The 16,541-nt window shown below is 52.9% G+C and carries 16 protein-coding genes and 3 tRNA genes; 12 read left to right on the forward strand and 7 right to left on the reverse strand.

What is annotated here, in order from left to right; translation table 11 throughout:
* The first annotated feature begins 75 nt into the window (after positions 1-75).
* Positions 76-774, forward strand: coding sequence for a transcriptional repressor LexA (gene lexA / locus GOV45_RS11630; protein ID WP_170477637.1), 699 nt, complete (start codon positions 76-78; stop codon positions 772-774).
* Here the strand turns inward: lexA and GOV45_RS11635 are convergent.
* A complete protein-coding gene (locus GOV45_RS11635) occupies positions 768-2,798 on the reverse strand; it encodes a ComEC/Rec2 family competence protein (RefSeq protein WP_170477640.1) in 2,031 nt (676 codons plus the stop codon). The two genes, lexA and GOV45_RS11635, sit on opposite strands and share 7 nt — an antisense overlap.
* Before the next feature lie 78 nt (positions 2,799-2,876).
* Here GOV45_RS11635 and gltX point away from each other — a divergent pair, with 78 nt between their 5' ends.
* The 4 genes from gltX to GOV45_RS23300 all read left to right on the forward strand — a co-directional run bounded on the left by gltX (position 2,877) and on the right by GOV45_RS23300 (position 6,831).
* Positions 2,877-4,277 carry a glutamate--tRNA ligase gene (gene gltX / locus GOV45_RS11640; protein ID WP_170477643.1) on the forward strand — a complete coding sequence of 467 codons (1,401 nt, stop codon included), beginning with the start codon at positions 2,877-2,879 and terminating at the stop codon, positions 4,275-4,277.
* Positions 4,278-4,398: 121 nt separating this feature from the next.
* Positions 4,399-5,694, forward strand: coding sequence for a citrate synthase (gene gltA, locus GOV45_RS11645; RefSeq protein ID WP_170477646.1), 1,296 nt, complete (start codon positions 4,399-4,401; stop codon positions 5,692-5,694).
* Positions 5,695-5,843: 149 nt separating this feature from the next.
* Positions 5,844-6,227, forward strand: coding sequence for a hypothetical protein (locus GOV45_RS23295; protein WP_254447983.1), 384 nt, complete (start codon positions 5,844-5,846; stop codon positions 6,225-6,227).
* A gap of 313 nt (positions 6,228-6,540) precedes the next feature.
* The gene (locus tag GOV45_RS23300) at positions 6,541-6,831 is read left to right on the forward strand and encodes a hypothetical protein (protein WP_254447984.1); all 291 of its coding nucleotides are present in this window, start codon (positions 6,541-6,543) and stop codon (positions 6,829-6,831) included.
* 9 nt (positions 6,832-6,840) lie between these two features.
* Here the strand turns inward: GOV45_RS23300 and GOV45_RS11655 are convergent, their stop codons facing one another.
* Positions 6,841-7,908 carry a PA0069 family radical SAM protein gene (locus GOV45_RS11655; RefSeq protein ID WP_170477649.1) on the reverse strand — a complete coding sequence of 356 codons (1,068 nt, stop codon included), beginning with the start codon at positions 7,906-7,908 and terminating at the stop codon, positions 6,841-6,843.
* A gap of 297 nt (positions 7,909-8,205) precedes the next feature.
* Here GOV45_RS11655 and GOV45_RS11660 point away from each other — a divergent pair, with 297 nt between their 5' ends.
* Together GOV45_RS11660 and GOV45_RS11665 are read left to right on the forward strand one after the other, a co-directional pair.
* Positions 8,206-8,904, forward strand: a complete 699-nt coding sequence (locus GOV45_RS11660; RefSeq protein ID WP_170477652.1) for a corrinoid protein — start codon at positions 8,206-8,208, stop codon at positions 8,902-8,904.
* Between the two features lie 124 nt (positions 8,905-9,028).
* Positions 9,029-9,697, forward strand: a complete 669-nt coding sequence (locus GOV45_RS11665) for a DUF1638 domain-containing protein (protein ID WP_170477655.1) — start codon at positions 9,029-9,031, stop codon at positions 9,695-9,697.
* 11 nt (positions 9,698-9,708) lie between these two features.
* Here GOV45_RS11665 and GOV45_RS11670 read toward each other — a convergent pair whose 3' ends face one another.
* A complete protein-coding gene (locus GOV45_RS11670; RefSeq protein WP_170477657.1) occupies positions 9,709-10,119 on the reverse strand; it encodes a SufE family protein in 411 nt (136 codons plus the stop codon).
* Between the two features lie 264 nt (positions 10,120-10,383).
* On the opposite strand from GOV45_RS11670, the gene GOV45_RS11675 reads away from it, so the two are divergent.
* The gene (locus GOV45_RS11675) at positions 10,384-10,785 is read left to right on the forward strand and encodes a hypothetical protein (RefSeq protein ID WP_367648670.1); all 402 of its coding nucleotides are present in this window, start codon (positions 10,384-10,386) and stop codon (positions 10,783-10,785) included.
* Between the two features lie 8 nt (positions 10,786-10,793).
* On the opposite strand, the gene rnd is transcribed toward GOV45_RS11675, so the two are convergent.
* The 3 genes from rnd to purM all read right to left on the reverse strand — a co-directional run bounded on the left by rnd (position 10,794) and on the right by purM (position 13,707).
* On the reverse strand, positions 10,794-11,951 hold the full coding sequence (gene rnd / locus GOV45_RS11680) for a ribonuclease D (RefSeq protein ID WP_170477663.1): 1,158 nt from the start codon (positions 11,949-11,951) through the stop codon (positions 10,794-10,796).
* A 116-nt stretch (positions 11,952-12,067) separates the two neighbouring features.
* Positions 12,068-12,664: a phosphoribosylglycinamide formyltransferase gene (gene purN, locus GOV45_RS11685; RefSeq protein ID WP_170477666.1), complete on the reverse strand. Its 597-nt coding sequence runs from the start codon at positions 12,662-12,664 to the stop codon at positions 12,068-12,070.
* Positions 12,661-13,707, reverse strand: a complete 1,047-nt coding sequence (purM, locus tag GOV45_RS11690) for a phosphoribosylformylglycinamidine cyclo-ligase (protein ID WP_170477667.1) — start codon at positions 13,705-13,707, stop codon at positions 12,661-12,663. Before purM ends, purN begins: the two co-directional genes overlap by 4 nt.
* Before the next feature lie 107 nt (positions 13,708-13,814).
* Here purM and GOV45_RS11695 point away from each other — a divergent pair.
* Positions 13,815-13,891, forward strand: a tRNA-Ile gene (locus GOV45_RS11695).
* Positions 13,892-13,910: 19 nt separating this feature from the next.
* Here the strand turns inward: GOV45_RS11695 and GOV45_RS11700 are convergent.
* On the reverse strand, positions 13,911-15,230 hold the full coding sequence (locus GOV45_RS11700; protein WP_170477670.1) for an ATP-binding protein: 1,320 nt from the start codon (positions 15,228-15,230) through the stop codon (positions 13,911-13,913).
* Between the two features lie 44 nt (positions 15,231-15,274).
* Between GOV45_RS11700 and GOV45_RS11705 the strand changes: the two genes are divergently transcribed.
* From GOV45_RS11705 to GOV45_RS11715, 3 genes are all read left to right on the forward strand, one after another.
* Positions 15,275-16,189: an MBL fold metallo-hydrolase gene (locus GOV45_RS11705; RefSeq protein WP_170477671.1), complete on the forward strand. Its 915-nt coding sequence runs from the start codon at positions 15,275-15,277 to the stop codon at positions 16,187-16,189.
* Positions 16,190-16,262: 73 nt separating this feature from the next.
* Positions 16,263-16,337 (forward strand) — tRNA-Asn (locus GOV45_RS11710).
* A 124-nt stretch (positions 16,338-16,461) separates the two neighbouring features.
* Positions 16,462-16,536: transfer RNA gene (locus GOV45_RS11715), tRNA-Asn, on the forward strand.
* Positions 16,537-16,541: the final 5 nt, after the last annotated feature.

Below are 16,541 nucleotides of genomic sequence, written 5' to 3' on the forward strand. Positions count from 1 at the left end.
TTTCTCAAAAATATTGACACAAAACGTGAACATGCGTAGAACAAAAGAAAACGCATGAGCGACGAGGTGTGAGCGATGCTGACCAAGAAGCAGTTGGATTTGCTGGAATTCATCCATAAACGCGTACAGGCGGATGGTGTTCCACCCAGTTTCGACGAAATGAAAGCCGCATTGGACCTCAGGTCCAAATCCGGCATTCATCGCCTGATCACAGCGTTGGAAGAGCGCGGATTTATCAGGCGGCTCGCACATCGGGCACGCGCGATCGAGATTGTTAAGCTGCCGGAAAGTTTGGGGGGTGAGCCCACGGTCGGGTTCAAACCGCGTGTTATTGATGGCGACAGGCCTTCTGGTATGCGTCCAGCCAATTTTGAACCAATAACTGTGGATGCAATGGAATTGCCCGTCATGGGCCGCATTGCGGCAGGTGTTCCAATCGAAGCAATCAGCCACGTATCGCACCGTGTAGCCGTCCCCGGATCAATGGTTTCCGGTAATGGGGAACACTATGCATTGGAGGTTCGTGGAGACTCTATGATCGATGCGGGCATCAACGATGGCGATGTTGTGGTGATCCGAGAAACATCAGCAGCCGACAACGGCGACATAGTTGTCGCTTTGGTGGACGATCAAGAAGCGACGTTGAAACGTTTCTTCAGACGTGGCCAAGCCATCGCGCTTGAAGCAGCCAATCCAGCTTACGAAACACGTGTGCTACCCGAGGATAAAGTCAAAGTTCAGGGCCGTCTTGTGGGGTTAATCCGTAGCTATTGACCTGAATACCCTAAAGACCAAAGGCGCCTTCCAGAAGCTTCATTGCTGGTGACTAGGCGTCCTTTGCTTAGGGCCAAGCTTCCTGTGTTCTCGAGTTTTTCAGAGTCGTACAGCCGACAACCGCCACTTAATTGCAAAGCGACAGGCGATACCACAATTTGATCCGGCCGGCACTCGTTGAAATCTTGAGCTGCCCGCTTGCCTGTTAAGTGAACTATTTCCAAACCTTCAGTCTGGTATCTTTGAACAAGCCCCGGTTCGCCAGGCCATCGTTTTGCCGCAAGTTTCTGATCCGCCCCATCTCCGTCGTTTTCCAACCAGACCGACGCAACAAAACCATTGCCCTTGCTTTTACTCAATGCGCGTCCGTTCTCTGTCATGACACCAATCAAGCCACCATTGCCCGCAACCAAAACATCTGGGCGGGTCCCCTGCCCCCAGAGCGTCATCACCGCCATGGCCGGAACCAGCCCTGCCCAACGGGCGCGACCTTGCCAAAGGATGACCCACAAAATGCTTAATGAAAGTGCCGGTAGGACAAAGTCCGGGGGGCTCATTACATAGCCCTGAGCCCCGTGCAAGCCCGACACCCATTCGGACACCCCAAGAATCCACTTCAAACCGATCCCCATAACAGTCAACGCCACCCATTCCAGCCCAACCGGAGCCAAAAAGGCCGAAAGTACTGCTGCCGGAACAACAATCGCCCCCATAACTGGGACTGATAACAGGTTCGCCAACAAACCAAAGTGCGACATGGTGTTGAAATGAGCAGCTCCAATTGGAGCAGTCGCAAAGCCAGCAATGGCCGAAGACAAAATCAGGCCAATGAACTGCTTTAACCATTTCGGGCCGGACACCAGATCTTGGTTTCGCAAAGCACCAAAAACCGCTACCAAAGCTGTGGTGGCTGCGAATGACATCTGAAAACCCGGACCGAGAAGGCTTTCCGGACGCATCGCCAGCACAATCAAGGCTGCGACAGCCACAGCGCGCAAAGATATTGCCCTGCGGTCAAGCAGCAATGCCCCAAACATGACTAATACCATAACAAACGCCCGTTCGGTGGCTATGTTGCCCCCTGACAGTAGAAAATAGATCGTTGCCGATACCATCGCGCATACAGCGGCCAGTTTCTTTACTGGCAAACGAAGCGCCGCCGCCGGCACAGCAGAAAACCCAACCCGGCATGCAAGGAATACAAAGCCTGTCAGTAGCCCCATGTGCAGTCCGGATATGGCAAGAAGGTGGGCCAAGTTGGACGCTCGAAGACTCAGGAGCGTATCACTCCGCAGCCCGCTGCGGTCTCCAGTCGTGACAGCCGCGGCAAATCCACCGACCTCACCGGGGAGAAGGTTCTGCACGTGGTTTGATATGGATATTCGCCAATATGTAACGGGAACACCACCATTGGCCGCGCTCGCGGGGGCGATGGTCAAAACAGGAACACGGGTGTAACCAACAGCACCAAGGCGTTGAAACCAAGCGTGGCGACGAAAGTCAAAACCGCCAGGTTCGACGGGTCCTTGTGGTGCAGATAGATGACCGGTCGTCATTATCCTTTGACCGGGCAACAAGTTAGTGGCTGGCCCATGCATAGAAATTCGAACACGCCTTGGCCTTTCGTCGACTGGCACACCTTCTATTCGAACTTGATCCAAGGTTACTCTCAAAGCGTCAGACGCCGAACGGTCGAGAGATACGACTCGACCTTCAATCGGGCCATAGTAACGCCACTTCAAAACCGGCTCTGATACCAAATGGGCTCGTCCACCGGCCAACAAAAATCCAAATGCAATCAGCGCCACTCCAATCGCGACGGGTGACCAAGCTGTAGGCAATTTCCAACTGCAAAACGCCCCGAGAAAAATCGCTGATACTAGCTGAGCATAGACATGCACATCAGGCTCGAACCGGAGGGAAAAGTACAGCCCAATACCCGTCGCAACGCATATTGGCGACCAGACAATCAAGTGCCCGCGCTGGCGCAGCATTGCGGCCTCGACCAGTGCAAGAACACGCATGGTTGCCCCCGTCCTTCGTGCTCGTTAGACAGGCGCAAACTCTACGCTAATTGCGGTTACCAAAAGGTTAATCACCCCATGTCCGATCAGGTCGTCACCCGTTTTGCCCCCTCTCCCACCGGCTTTCTACACATCGGCGGAGCACGCACCGCGTTGTTCAACTGGTTGTATGCACGTGGCCGAGGCGGTAAATTCCTGCTGCGGATTGAAGACACCGACCGCGAACGCTCAACTCCACAAGCAACCGCGGCTATCTTACAAGGTATGGAATGGCTTGGACTCGATCACGACGGAGATGTCATAAGTCAGTTCGAAGGTGCGGATCGCCACGCCGAAGTGGCCAATCAACTGCTGGCACAAGGTAAGGCTTACAAGTGTTTCTCTACCCAGGAAGAAATCTCAGCATTTCGCGAACAGGCACGGGCTGAAGGTAAATCTACACTCTTTCGCAGCCCTTGGCGGGACGCAGACCCTTCCACCTACCCTGACGCGCCGTTTGCGATCCGCATAAAGGCAACACAAGAAGGCACAACGGTAATTCAAGACCAGGTTCAGGGCGATGTATCCATCCGAAACGATCAGCTGGATGACATGATCATTCTGCGCTCTGACGGGACACCGGTTTATATGCTGGCGGTCGTTGTAGACGACCATGACATGGGCGTTACCCATGTAATCCGCGGCGATGACCATTTGAACAATGCCGCAAGGCAAATGATGATTTATGAAGCGATGGGCTGGCCGGTTCCGATCTGGGCGCACATACCACTTATTCACGGTCCAGATGGTAAAAAGCTTAGTAAAAGGCACGGCGCATTAGGTGCGCAGGAATATCAGGCGATGGGGTATCCGGCTGCCGGAATGCGCAACTATCTCACGCGGTTAGGTTGGAGCCACGGCGATGATGAGTTTTTCACTGACGAACAAGCACTTGAATGGTTCGATCTGGACGGAATCGGCAAAAGCCCTGCTCGGTTCGACCTGAAAAAGCTTGAAAATCTTTGCGGTCAGCATATTGCCGTTTCGGATGATGCTGCGTTGCGGCAAGAATTGGAAGTTTATCTTGCCGCCGCGGGGCTTACGCCTCTTACTCAGACACAATCGAGTGATCTGGAACGGGCAATGTATTGCCTTAAAGACCGCGCACGCACCTTTCCTGAACTTATTGAAAAAGCGCATTTTGTTTTAACCGGGCGGCCGATTGTTCCCGATGAAAAAGCGGCAAAGGCATTAGTGAATGTATCCGATGGTATACTGGAAGAATTGACGCCGCAGTTGCAAAATGTTAGCTGGAGCCGGAACACACTGGAGGAAGCCCTCAACGCGTTCGCCGAAGCGAAAGGGGTAAAGTTCGGCAAGCTGGCGGGTCCCATGCGGGCTGCGCTAGCTGGGAGGACTGTTACACCTTCGGTTTTTGACATGATGCTCGTGCTTGGGAAGGAAGAAACCTTGGCACGGCTTTCTGACGCAGCAAATTAAACCTGATCTTCACAATCGGGTAACGCTGCCTCGTTAACACCCGGACTGCGTGACCAAGCGCAGCCGTTGCCCGCAAGTTCGGACAGCGATCCGATCCGCGCATGAATGAGGAAGGGACATTATGACCGATAGCAAAAACACCGCCACACTGACTGTCCATGGCAAAGAATACGAGCTTCCGGTCCACTCGCCCACAGCAGGACCAGATGTTGTCGACATCCGCAAACTATATGGTCAGGCGGGGGTGTTTACTTACGACCCGGGCTTTACCTCTACAGCAAGCTGTGACAGCACAATTACCTATATCGACGGAGAAAAAGGTGAGCTGTTGCATCGTGGGTACCCGATTGACCAGCTAGCTGAAAAATCACATTTCCTCGAAGTCTGCTATCTCCTTCTTTATGGGGAACTGCCAGCAGCAAAAGATCTGGAACAGTTCGAAACCACCATTACGCGACATACAATGCTGCACGAACAGATGCAGTATTTTTACCGCGGTTTCCGCCGGGATGCGCACCCTATGGCTATTATGGTTGGTGTGGTCGGCGCCATGTCGGCTTTTTACCACGATTCGACTGATATCTCGGATCCGCGACAGCGTGAGGTCGCCTCGCATCGGTTGATCGCCAAGATGCCGACGATTGCTGCTTGGGCGTACAAATACCACACCGGGCAACCTTTCGTGTATCCGAGGAACGATCTGGACTATGCTTCAAACTTCCTGCGCATGTGCTTCAGCGTGCCGGCCGAGGAATACGAGGTCAACCCAATCCTCAGCCGCGCAATGGACCGTATATTCACGTTGCACGCAGACCACGAACAAAATGCGTCGACTTCGACTGTCCGCCTTGCATCTTCGTCCGGCGCGAACCCGTTCGCATGTATCGCTGCGGGCATCGCATGCCTGTGGGGTCCGGCCCACGGCGGCGCGAACCAAGCTTGCTTGGAAATGCTGGAAGAAATCGGCAGTGTTGACCGCATCCCCGAATACATCGCCCGCGCTAAGGATAAGAACGATCCATTCCGCCTGATGGGCTTTGGCCACCGCGTTTACAAGAACTTTGATCCGCGTGCCAAAGTTATGAAGCAATCCGCCGACGAGGTTCTTGACCTGCTGGGTGTCGAAAATAATCCAAAGCTGCAGGTCGCCAAGGAACTTGAAAAAGAAGCTTTACAGGACCCGTATTTTGCCGAAAAGAAACTGTTCCCGAATGTGGATTTCTATTCAGGCATCATCCTAGAGGCGATGGGTTTCCCCACATCGATGTTCACGCCAATCTTTGCGCTGTCTCGCACAGTTGGCTGGGTCAGCCAGTGGAAAGAAATGATTGCGGACCCTCAGAACAAGATCGGACGCCCGCGTCAGCTGTATCTTGGCGAGACGCTGCGTGATTATGTGGATATTGAAAACCGCTGATTGGCCCAACCGATTAGGCACCAAAAAGACCTCGATTTTCTCGAGGTCTTTTTTTCTTTTCAACGCCTTGATTCACCAAATTGCAGTCTGAGACTTGAATTTTTGCGATCGGCCAAATCAGCCGCTTTGCCGAACGATGCATCCTGCACATGGTAACGGCCTTAGCCAAGTCCCGTGTTGCAATGAAATATCAAACATTGATATTTGCCGTGATGGGCGCATTGGGGTTAACCCGTATCGCGGGTGCTCAGGAAATTATTGAGAGCGCATTTAAGGAGTTTCCGCGGGAAAATACTGCTGGCTCCTTAGCTATTTTGCGACTGGCCGGCATTCTGGACAACTCTGCCAACGCAATTTCACTTCAGTCCAACATGGATAACCGTGACTATGATTTTGAGTCTGTCCATATTGGGGGCGGTTTTCGTTTGAGTTTGGGCGTAACAATTTATCTTGAGGGTTATATCGGCTGCGCAAAGCATGATCCGGTACTGTTTCTTTTCAGTTGCGGGAGAAACAACGACATTACCTCTTAAATGGACGAGCGCAGCTGCGAAGAGCGGCACAGGTTACAAATTTGATCTGAGCGAACGCTGGCGGTTCGTGCCAATGGCACATATCACAATCGGGCGAACGCAATCGGATGTAACTATTGTGACTTAGGTCGTCGCAGACAGGTTGGGGATAGAGGGTGATTTCCTCGAAATCGGTGGACTTTGGGCTGGCGGCGCAGGCGGATCTTTTACGATCGACTATGACCGACCACTTTCAAATGAACGCGAATTCGAGGCCAGCTTTCGCTATACCGATATTGAATAATGGCCAATCGGCGATGACGAAGATCTATTAGTGCAATCAACTGCATCTAATGCCGTGTTCTGGGCTCGTCATCGTTTTCCAACGGGCGTGCGCATGTTTGATTGCCTTGTGCGTTTGGTGGGCGATTTTTCTTATTTCTACCTGATCGGCAACCAATCCATGGTGTTAGGAACAAACTGGCTGGCGCGTGTCGGCGGCGGGATCGAAGTTGACCTGTCGTACAGATTAGTTCCGTGGGTTTCCACCACCCGCTTAATGGTGCGCTATTACGGAAGTGACACAGTGAACGGGTTCGCTGCCGGAGTTGGTATAATCTTCTAAATCGGTCCCTTAAAACAGAGCCATCTGGTCACCCGGCTGCGGTGGAACCGAAAACAGATCACATCTTAGCGGTGACGATTTAACTTTTATCCCCAACCTTTTGCAAGTCATAGAAAATCTTTGGGAAATGACCTCGGCATACTCGCCTTCACCTTTCATGCGATGGCCCCAACGCGGATCATAGTCTTTGCCGCCATGCATTTCCCGCAGCCGAGCCATAACTTTGCAAGCGCTGCCCGGCACGTGCTCTTGCAACCATTGTTGCCATAGCTCGGAAACTTCCCGAGGAAGGCGCAACATAATCCAGCTGGCCGCATCCGCGCCCGCATCCCGCCCCGCTTCAAGCAATTTTTCCAGTTCGTGATCTGTCAGTCCTGGAATGACCGGTGATGTCATAACACGCACCGGAATACCAGCTCGCGATAGTCGCTCGATCATTTTCAACCGCCTTTGCGGAGATGGAGCGCGCGGCTCCATTTGCCGAGACAGATCTGAATCCAACGTTGTCAATGATATTCCCACGCGAACCAACCCGCTTTGCGCCATTGGCGCGATTATATCAAGGTCCCGTTCGACAAGAGTTCCTTTTGTCACAATTCCGATCGGGTGTCGAAATTCGTTTAGAACTTCCAAACACCTCCTTGTTATTTCTCGAGATTTCTCGATCGGTTGATACGGATCAGTGTTGGTGCCCAAGGCAATCGTGGATACTTTGTAGCTGCGCCGGGAAAGCTCTTTCCTCAGAATGCTGGCAGCGTTTGGTCGAGCAATCAGGCGGGTCTCAAAGTCCAACCCGGGCGAAAGGCCCAAATAAGCGTGTGAAGGCCGTGCAAAGCAATAAACACAACCGTGTTCGCAACCTCGGTAGGGATTGATTGACCGATCGAAAGGAAGATCAGGTGATCTGTTGTAAGTGATCAGGCTTCGAGCGGTTTCGTCACGAACCTCGGTCCGCAATGTTGGCAAGTCTTCCTCGATGCTGCAATCTTCACGCACTGCAGTCGTAGTATAGCGCTCGAAACGCCCCGCTTGGTTCGAGGCAGTCCCACGCCCATTGGTTTTTGCGAAGGCTGTCATATGTTCTTTCTTTGTTCTTTTTGATAGACGATTCTGACATGCCACGCAAGTATCTGGTCGGAACGGGTTCGCGCAAAAAAGAACGTCGTTCCAACCGCATGTCATTCCGGAAGAAATTGAAATCTATGCACGAAAACCATGCACAAAATTCCACTGCATTGGTTCACAATTTACCGTATAGGTCGGTCTCAGATCGACCTAGGTCGCAATCGTCACAGTACAGATGCGGCGAAATGGCCAAAACAGTAAAAATTGCCACTTTGGGCCTCCGGCCCGCTCAGCTCAGGGAATTGCCCCATGTCCGATGAAGATGACATCGTTCTGTCCGAACTCAATGACGACGAGCTTGTCGAACAGATGTTCGACGATCTCTACGATGGCCTGAAGGAAGAAATCGAAGAAGGCGTTAACATTCTGCTAGAGCGTGGATGGGTGCCATACGACATCCTCACCAAGGCTCTGGTTGGCGGAATGACCATTGTAGGACACGACTTCCGTGACGGCATCCTGTTTGTGCCCGAGGTTTTGCTGGCCGCAAACGCTATGAAGGGCGGAATGGCGATCCTTAAGCCGTTACTCGCGGAAACAGGCGCGCCCCGTGTGGGGAAAATGGTTATCGGAACGGTCAAAGGCGATATCCACGACATCGGAAAGAATCTGGTGTCAATGATGATGGAAGGCGCAGGATTCGAAGTGGTCGATCTGGGTATCAACAACCCTGTTGAAAACTATCTTGAAGCCCTGGAAACGGAAAAACCAGACATCCTTGGAATGTCAGCCCTGCTGACGACGACGATGCCTTACATGAAGGTTGTCATAGACACTATGGTGGAACAGGGCCTGCGCGACGATTATATCGTGCTGGTCGGCGGCGCTCCGCTGAACGAAGAGTTCGGCAAGGCTATTGGAGCGGATGCTTACTGCCGCGATGCAGCCGTAGCCGTAGAAACCGCCAAAGAGTTTGTGTCGCGCAGGCATAACCAATTGGCCGGTTAACCGAGTTCGATCGCGAAGTGCGCCCGTAATTCGTGCACTACCCGACGAACGAAATACGCCGAAACCGGATGTGCCTGGTTTCGGCGTATGTAATTTGAAGCTGTAGCAATTGTCGGATTAGACCATGCAAAATCACTGCCCGCCCGATGACGTAAGCCTGACAACACAAGGCTATACCGACAACGGGCGGCCCGGCGGAATATTGCTGCTGGCATGCGGTGCCCTTGCACGGGAGATTCTTGATCTAAAAAAGCGCAACGGTTGGGACCACATGTCACTGACCTGCCTTCCCGCGATTTTACACATTCATCCAGAAAAAATCACACAGGCCGTTGAGGACGCGGTGAGCAAACACCGCGACAGCTACGACCAGATTTTTGTGGTTTACGCAGATTGCGGAACAGGTGGTCTATTGCAACAGGCCTGTGATCGTTTAGGGGTCGAGATGGTAAAAGGCCCGCATTGTTATTCCTTTTTCGAGGGAAATGACACCTTTTCCAAGCATCAGGAAGATGAAGCAACCGCCTTTTATTTAACAGATTTCCTCGCTCGCCAATTCGACGCATTTGTATGGAAACCATTAGGATTGGACCGCCACCCAGAACTTCGCGACATGTATTTTGGGAACTATACTAAGTTAGTTTTTCAGGCCCAAACCGAAGATCCTGACCTTACCCGGCGTGCGATGGAATGTGCCGACAAAATGGGCTTGGCGTTCGAGCGTCGGATGACTGGTTACGGCGACCTGGAAACCACACTTTCTGATTGGGCAAAACGCTCTGTGCCGAAGTAGTTCGCAAGATGTTAAACGTACGCTCGCGCGACTTCACGAATTCGCTCAATCATCGCACGCAAGCCGTTTGAACGTTGCGCTGATAGGTGATCGTTAAGCCCCAACCGCGCCAATTCAGCAGCTGCATCCACCGAAGCAACATCGGAAACAGGCAATCCATTATAAAGGGAACGCAGTACTGCAATTAGTCCGCGAACTATCATTGCATCACTATCACCATCAAAGTGAAACTTCCCGTCGTTGATCACCGGGTGTAACCACACCTGACTTGCGCACCCTTTTACTTTGGTGGCAGGTACCTTAAAGGCCTCATCCAAAGGTTCCATCGCCTTGCCCTGATCAATCACGTGCCGGTACCGATCCTCCCAATCGTCCAAGAACTCGAAATCTTCAACGATCTCTTCAAAAGCTGCTGTTGCCATGATTGGGCTATCCTTGCGTGTCGCGGTAACATTTGTGACCTATGCCCCGCTTGACCCGCTGTCCAGCCCCTGCCGTGGCTTTTCAAGCATTGGAATTTGCGCTAACCCGTTTCAAATCAAGTCGCGCAAAATGTTGGACCCATGCATAAAACTATTTCTGTTCTTTTGGTCTCTGCCCTTTTTCTTTCCGCCTGCAGCGGTTGGAGGAATTCGCGCGCAAACCCTTCAAACTGGTTTGGCAGCAGCACAACCTCTTCACCACCAGTGGAACCAAGCGAGGAATACGCTCTGATCCCGGACAACGCTAGCGGCGAGGAGTTTATCACCGGAAATGACCCGGATGACAGAAGCGTTCTGATTGCTGTTGTTGATGAAATGCAGATCGATCAAACCCCAACAGGTGCCATCGTCTACGCGGCTGGCACTGCCTCGCGGCAGGGCGCTTACGACGCTCGTTTGACACGAATTGACAACGATGAAAACGTCAAGAACGGCATCCTGGAATTTGCGTTCAGGGTCAATTACCCCATCTCCCCGACGGCTCAAGGAACCCCACGTTCAAGAATGGTGTCTGACGCTATCACGCTCGGCAGACGCGATCTGGAAGGGGTACGCTTGATTCGAGTGGTGGGGCAGCAAAACGCGCTGGAGTCTCGCCGTCGTTGAGACGCGAGTTAAAGTGACACCACTCGAACTGACTGACCTTTTGCAGCAAGGGCAATCTTGCCCTCACAAAGCTTCAGCGCATCTTCTCCAAAGACCTCGAACCGCCAACCTGACATCGCTGGCAACGACCGTTCTCCTGCAGCTATCTGATCCAATTCGGAGCTGGATGCGATCAACTTTGCGGCCACGCCCGAACTTTCCGTTTTCGACTTTAATAACACTCGCAGCAGATCGGCCAACGCCGGATTGACCTTTAGTTTGTCGCGACTGTTATCCACTTTGGGCAAGGCGTCGGCAGGACAGTTCATACCGCGCTTCACGGCAGCAAGAATACCATCTGCTATTGGTCCTTTGCGGGCTTCTCGCAAGAGAAGTCGCGATCCACCCAGATCAGCAGGTGTCCTTGGCTTTATTGACGCCATCTCAATCAAGGCATCATCTTTAAATACACGGCTTCGAGGAACGTTGTTGTCTTGCGCATAACCTTCACGGAAATGGGCAAGTTCGCGCACCACCGCCAAAAACTTACCGGAGTTTGTTCGTGTCTTTACACGACGCCATGCATCCTCAGGGCGAACGTTGTAGGTTTCCGGTTGTGTCAGTATCCGCAGCTCTTCTGCAACCCAATGACTGCGGCGGGATTTTTCTAATTCAGCTGCCAAATGTTCATAAATTTTGCGCAGATGGGTCACATCGGCCAATGCATATGTCTTTTGCGCGTCAGACAACGGGCGACGCGACCAGTCAGTAAATCTCGAAGTTTTATCGACACCTTCTCGGCAAATTTTCCGCACCAGTGTCTCATAACCGACTTGCTCGCCAAAGCCACAAACCATCGCCGCTACTTGGGTGTCGAAAAGTGGCGTCGGAAAAACTCCAGCCTCGAACCAAAAAATCTCAAGATCCTGACGAGCGGCATGGAAGACTTTGACGACCTTCTCATTCTTGAAAAGTTCGTAAAGAGGTTCCAGCGACATGCCCTCCGCCAATGGATCTACAAGAACTGCGCTGTCCTCGTCTTCCGACGGATAGGCAAGCTGTACCAGGCATAACTTGGAATAATACGTCCGCTCGCGCAGGAATTCGGTATCGAGTGTCAGATATGGGTGCTTGGAAGCGACCGCACAGAAATCGGCCAACTCTTGCGTCGTTTTCAATGTTCTCATGCGCGGTTCTGTTCTTGCTCTTGTTATTAGTGACTGCCCGTCTGTTTATCCTCGTTCCGAGCGTTGACGGCGACCATAGGCCGAACAGTAGGGCCGTGTAAATCACCCGAACGACCTCAGGGCATTTGAACAGGCGTCTTATCTCCGACGGCAAAGCGTCTCAGGACAGCCGGATAAAGCTTGTGTTCCCAAACCAAAACTCGAGCTGCAAGCGTTTCGGGAGTATCTCCGACATTGATCGGCACCCGCGCCTGCCCCAAAACCGGACCGTCATCCAGCGCGGCAGTTACTTCGTGCACTGTGCAACCATGTTCGGCATCGCCTGCTGAAATTGCACGAACATGAGTGTTGAGGCCCTTGTATTTTGGCAACAAAGACGGATGAATGTTAAGCATTTTGCCCTGAAACTCGGAAACGAAATCGCCGGTCAAAACTCGCATGAACCCCGCTAGGCACACGATATCCGGGCGAGCATCCTGCAATGGTTTCCGCAATTCGGCTTCGAAAGCACTGCGGTCACCTTTAAATGGGCGATGATCCACCGCTGATGTGGGGATCCCCCGATCTGCCGCCTTTTTTAAACCAGCTGCGGTGGGATCGTTGGATAATACCAAACAAGGCCGCGCCGGATGTTCGCCAGTCATGCTGTCTGCTAGCGCAACCATGTTTGAACCGCCACCAGACAACAAGATGGCAACACGTTTATGTTTCACGACAAGCTGCCTGAGTAGGTAACACCGGAAGCATCCGTCACTGTTCCAATGCGAACCACAGTCTCTCCCGTACTTGACAACAATTCAGAAAGCGCGTCAGCCCGTTCATCCGCGCAAACGACGACCATGCCAATTCCGCAGTTAAATGTCTTGAGCATTTCTGATTCAGAAATACTACCTATTTTGGCCATCCACTTAAACACCGGCGGTAAATCCCAACTCTTAAGGTCGATCTCCGCACCCGTTGTGTCAGGCAGAACGCGGGGCAAGTTTTCGGTTAGCCCGCCACCTGTTATATGCGCCAAGGCATGCACTCCGCCCGCCCGGATCGCCGAAAGTGCGGGCTTCACGTACAACCGGGTTGGCGTCAACAGCGCTTCGCCCAACGTCCCGCTGCCAAAGGGCGACAGGTCGGTCCAATCCAGCCCAGACATCTCAACCAATTTACGAACAAGTGAGTATCCGTTGGAATGAACCCCATCAGAGGCCAAGCCCAATAGCGCGTCGCCCTTTTTCACACCCTCGGGCAAAGCAGCCCCCCGCTCCATCGCGCCAACAGAGAAACCGGCCAAATCAAAATCACCCTCGGGATACATACCCGGCATCTCTGCCGTCTCACCACCGATCAAGGCACATCCTGATTGCGCGCACCCTTCGGCGATACCCTCGATGATTCGTGCCGCAGTGTCGGCGTCCAATTTTCCGGTAGCAAAATAATCCAAAAAGAACAGCGGCTCAGCGCCCTGACAGATCAGGTCATTGACACACATTGCGACCAAGTCAATTCCAACACCGTCGACCAAGCCCGTATCAATTGCGATCCGCAATTTAGTGCCAACGCCATCTGTGGCGCCGACGAGAATTGGGTCTGAATAACCTGCCGCCTTAAGGTCGAACAACGCTCCAAACCCACCCAACCCACTAATTACACCAGGGCGGTTGGTGCGTTTAGCTGCTGGCTTGATTCGATCAACCAACGCGTTTCCCGCATCAATATCCACGCCGGCGTCGGCATAGGTTATTCCGTTCTTGCCCGCTGTCATGGCCTATCCCTTTGTTTTACGTTGGGCGCGAGTTATTCGATTGTGCGACTTGTTGCAACGGTCAGGCTTGACGCGGGCCGTGATCGTGATACGCAGGGCGCTCAGGCGGGCCTGTAGCTCAATTGGTTAGAGCAGAGCGCTCATAACGCTTTGGTTGGGGGTTCGAGTCCCTCCGGGCCTACCACATTACTAAGATTCAAAAATCACCTGCCAATAATGATATCGGCGCACAAACCGCCGAGGTTTTCGCTTTTACCTAGCCTCAATGCGCCTCCGTGTGCTCTTGCGATGTCAGCGACGATTGCAAGTCCCAATCCCACACCACTGCCCAGATTTTGGTTTCGGGCAGGATCCAGCCGTGTAAACGGCTTGACGGCCTCGGTCCGCTGTCCGACTGGAATTCCGGGGCCGTCATCTTCGACGCGGATGCGCATGGATTTTGGCGTCAGTTTCAAACTGACCTCTGCACACGTACCATAGCGGACGGCGTTCCCGATAAGGTTTTCAACTGCACGACGCATTGCCATGGGACGGAACGATACTGTCCCCTGCCCTTCAACAGATACCAATTTTACACTGTGACCCACCCGCAAAGCGTCTTCGGTTATCTGACGCAACCAAACTGCCGGGTCCACGTTTTCGGGAGAACCCTCGGCTGTGCCGCGCGAAAACTCAAGAAACGCATCCAGTAGGGATTGCATCTCATTTACATCGTTCATCAACGGCGCTGATTCATCCTCAGGCAAAAGCGACAGACCCAGCTTGAGCCGCGTAAGTGGCGTGCGTAAATCGTGACTGACACCAGACAGCATAAGAGTGCGCTGTTCCATCTGTCGTTCAATCCGAGTTCGCATGTCCACAAATGCATTGCCCGCTGCCCGTACTTCGATTGCACCACTGGGTGAATACGGCACGGTTCGTCCTCTGCCAAAGGCTTGGGCCGCCTCCGCCAGCCGGGTAATAGGGCGCAACTGATTTCGCATATACAGGAACGAAATCGAAGTCATCAAAACGGCAAAGAACACCATTGTGACGATGAGTTGGTGGGGCGCCACAGGCGACAATCGCCTGCGCTCAAACGCCAATTCCAGAATTCCAAGGTCCGTTGCAAGATACAGTCGCACCGGCTGCCCCCGGGGCAATGCTATTGCAACGAATTCAGGCAATGCACCGCGCAACTCATTCACAAGTTGCGGAGCAATGAAATCATACCAACGGCGCTTTCCGACCTCAGGCTCTTCGTTGGGACGCAAGAACCTGGCCGTCATTTGAAGGGCCTCCATATCCGGCTGTGCCGCTGCCAGCGCTTCTTGCTGAGTTTCAGCACCTTGCATGACATCTGTTACAAGGTTCACTTCTCGCACAGCATTTCGCGTCATCTGGGCGGTCACATCTTCAAGATGCTTTTGCATGAACGCGATAGAGACGACCAGAAGCACTACAACAACGGGCACAACAAGGATTAGTGCTGCCCGGGCATATAGGCTGCGCGGCATATATGGTTTGAGCCAGTGCGAAGACATGCGCTAAACCTAACGAGCCGATTGGGTAAGAGAAAGAGGTCAGAATGCAGGCTCCCGATGATTTCAACGCCCAACCTGGCGAGGTTGTCACCTTGACGCATGGCGTAAGACGAATTTTGGCACCCAATCCCTCTCCGATGACCTATCGAGGCACCAACACTTACTTAGTTGGCGAAAGAGACATCGCGGTAATAGACCCGGGCCCGCCAAGTGAAGCCCATCTGAAATCGATTCTGGGCGCACTCAAGCCCGGTCAGCACATTAGCCACATTATTGTGACGCACAGCCACATGGACCATTCACCCTTGGCCGCGCCGCTGTCTCGGCACTCCGGCGCCCCGATTCTGGCGTTCGGCGGAGCAGAGGCCGGACGTAGCGCTATCATGACCCAGCTTGCCAAACAGTGGCTTGCTGGCGGGGGTGAAGGCATTGATGCAAGCTTTCGCCCGGACAAAGAGTTGACTGACGGAGAAATTGTTAAAGGCGACGGATGGGCGCTCGAGGTAATCCACACGCCCGGCCATCTGGGCAATCATATTTCCTTGGCGCTGGATGATATGTGCTTTACTGCAGACCACGTGATGGGTTGGGCTAGTTCACTCGTCTCGCCCCCGGATGGGGATCTAACGGATTTTATGGCATCATGTCATAAGCTGAGAGCACGAAGTTGGTCCGTTTTTCATCCAGGTCACGGAGCACCTGTCACTGATCCAGCCGCCCGATTAGACTGGTTGATCGAACATCGATTGGGTCGAGAGAAACAAATACTGGCGGCGCTCGAAGATCATACAGCGACGGCCAAAGATCTGGCCCAGCGCATCTATTTGGATACGCCTGCAGCCCTTCTGCCAGCCGCAGAACGAAATGTCTTTGCGCATTTGGTCGATTTGACGGAAAGATCCATCGTCAACCCGGAACCCGAGCTGTCAGTCAACGCTGTTTTCAACAGGTTGACGTGACCTAAAGTTTTTTTTCGCTTGAGGCGCTTCCCCTCTGGACGACCAGAATCCGGATTGCTATACGCGCGTCAGTTCCGGCGTAGCTCAGCGGTAGAGCAGTTGACTGTTAATCAATTGGTCGTAGGTTCGATCCCTACCGCCGGAGCCAATTTTCAAGCTTGTATCAAAAAACCACGTTGTTTCTCTTACCAAAAAAAGCGCCGCTTTTTCTTTTAAAATTCTCTACGCCCTCTGGACGCGAGCAAACCGGATTGCTATACGGCGCGGACCGTTCCGGCGTAGCTCAGCGGTAGAGCAGTTGACTGTTAATCAATTGGTCGTAGGTTCGATCCCTACCGCCGGAGCCATCTTT

The organism is Ruegeria arenilitoris, assembly GCF_013035425.1.
In the GTDB taxonomy this organism is placed as follows: Bacteria; Pseudomonadota; Alphaproteobacteria; order Rhodobacterales; family Rhodobacteraceae; genus Ruegeria; species Ruegeria arenilitoris_A.

What these genes read in the sequence shown, in the direction of transcription:
- GOV45_RS11700 (WP_170477670.1), bottom strand. Translation starts at nt 15,230, where the DNA reads ATGTCTTCGCACTGGCTCAAACCATATATGCCGCGCAGCCTATATGCC.
- GOV45_RS11705 (WP_170477671.1), top strand. Translation starts at nt 15,275, where the DNA reads ATGCAGGCTCCCGATGATTTCAACGCCCAACCTGGCGAGGTTGTCACC.
- gltA (WP_170477646.1), top strand. Translation starts at nt 4,399, where the DNA reads ATGACCGATAGCAAAAACACCGCCACACTGACTGTCCATGGCAAAGAA.
- rnd (WP_170477663.1), bottom strand. Translation starts at nt 11,951, where the DNA reads ATGAGAACATTGAAAACGACGCAAGAGTTGGCCGATTTCTGTGCGGTC.
- GOV45_RS11635 (WP_170477640.1), bottom strand. Translation starts at nt 2,798, where the DNA reads ATGCGTGTTCTTGCACTGGTCGAGGCCGCAATGCTGCGCCAGCGCGGG.
- GOV45_RS11670 (WP_170477657.1), bottom strand. Translation starts at nt 10,119, where the DNA reads ATGGCAACAGCAGCTTTTGAAGAGATCGTTGAAGATTTCGAGTTCTTG.
- GOV45_RS11655 (WP_170477649.1), bottom strand. Translation starts at nt 7,908, where the DNA reads ATGACAGCCTTCGCAAAAACCAATGGGCGTGGGACTGCCTCGAACCAA.
- GOV45_RS11660 (WP_170477652.1), top strand. Translation starts at nt 8,206, where the DNA reads ATGTCCGATGAAGATGACATCGTTCTGTCCGAACTCAATGACGACGAG.
- lexA (WP_170477637.1), top strand. Translation starts at nt 76, where the DNA reads ATGCTGACCAAGAAGCAGTTGGATTTGCTGGAATTCATCCATAAACGC.
- gltX (WP_170477643.1), top strand. Translation starts at nt 2,877, where the DNA reads ATGTCCGATCAGGTCGTCACCCGTTTTGCCCCCTCTCCCACCGGCTTT.
- GOV45_RS23295 (WP_254447983.1), top strand. Translation starts at nt 5,844, where the DNA reads ATGGTAACGGCCTTAGCCAAGTCCCGTGTTGCAATGAAATATCAAACA.
- purM (WP_170477667.1), bottom strand. Translation starts at nt 13,707, where the DNA reads ATGACAGCGGGCAAGAACGGAATAACCTATGCCGACGCCGGCGTGGAT.
- GOV45_RS11665 (WP_170477655.1), top strand. Translation starts at nt 9,029, where the DNA reads ATGCAAAATCACTGCCCGCCCGATGACGTAAGCCTGACAACACAAGGC.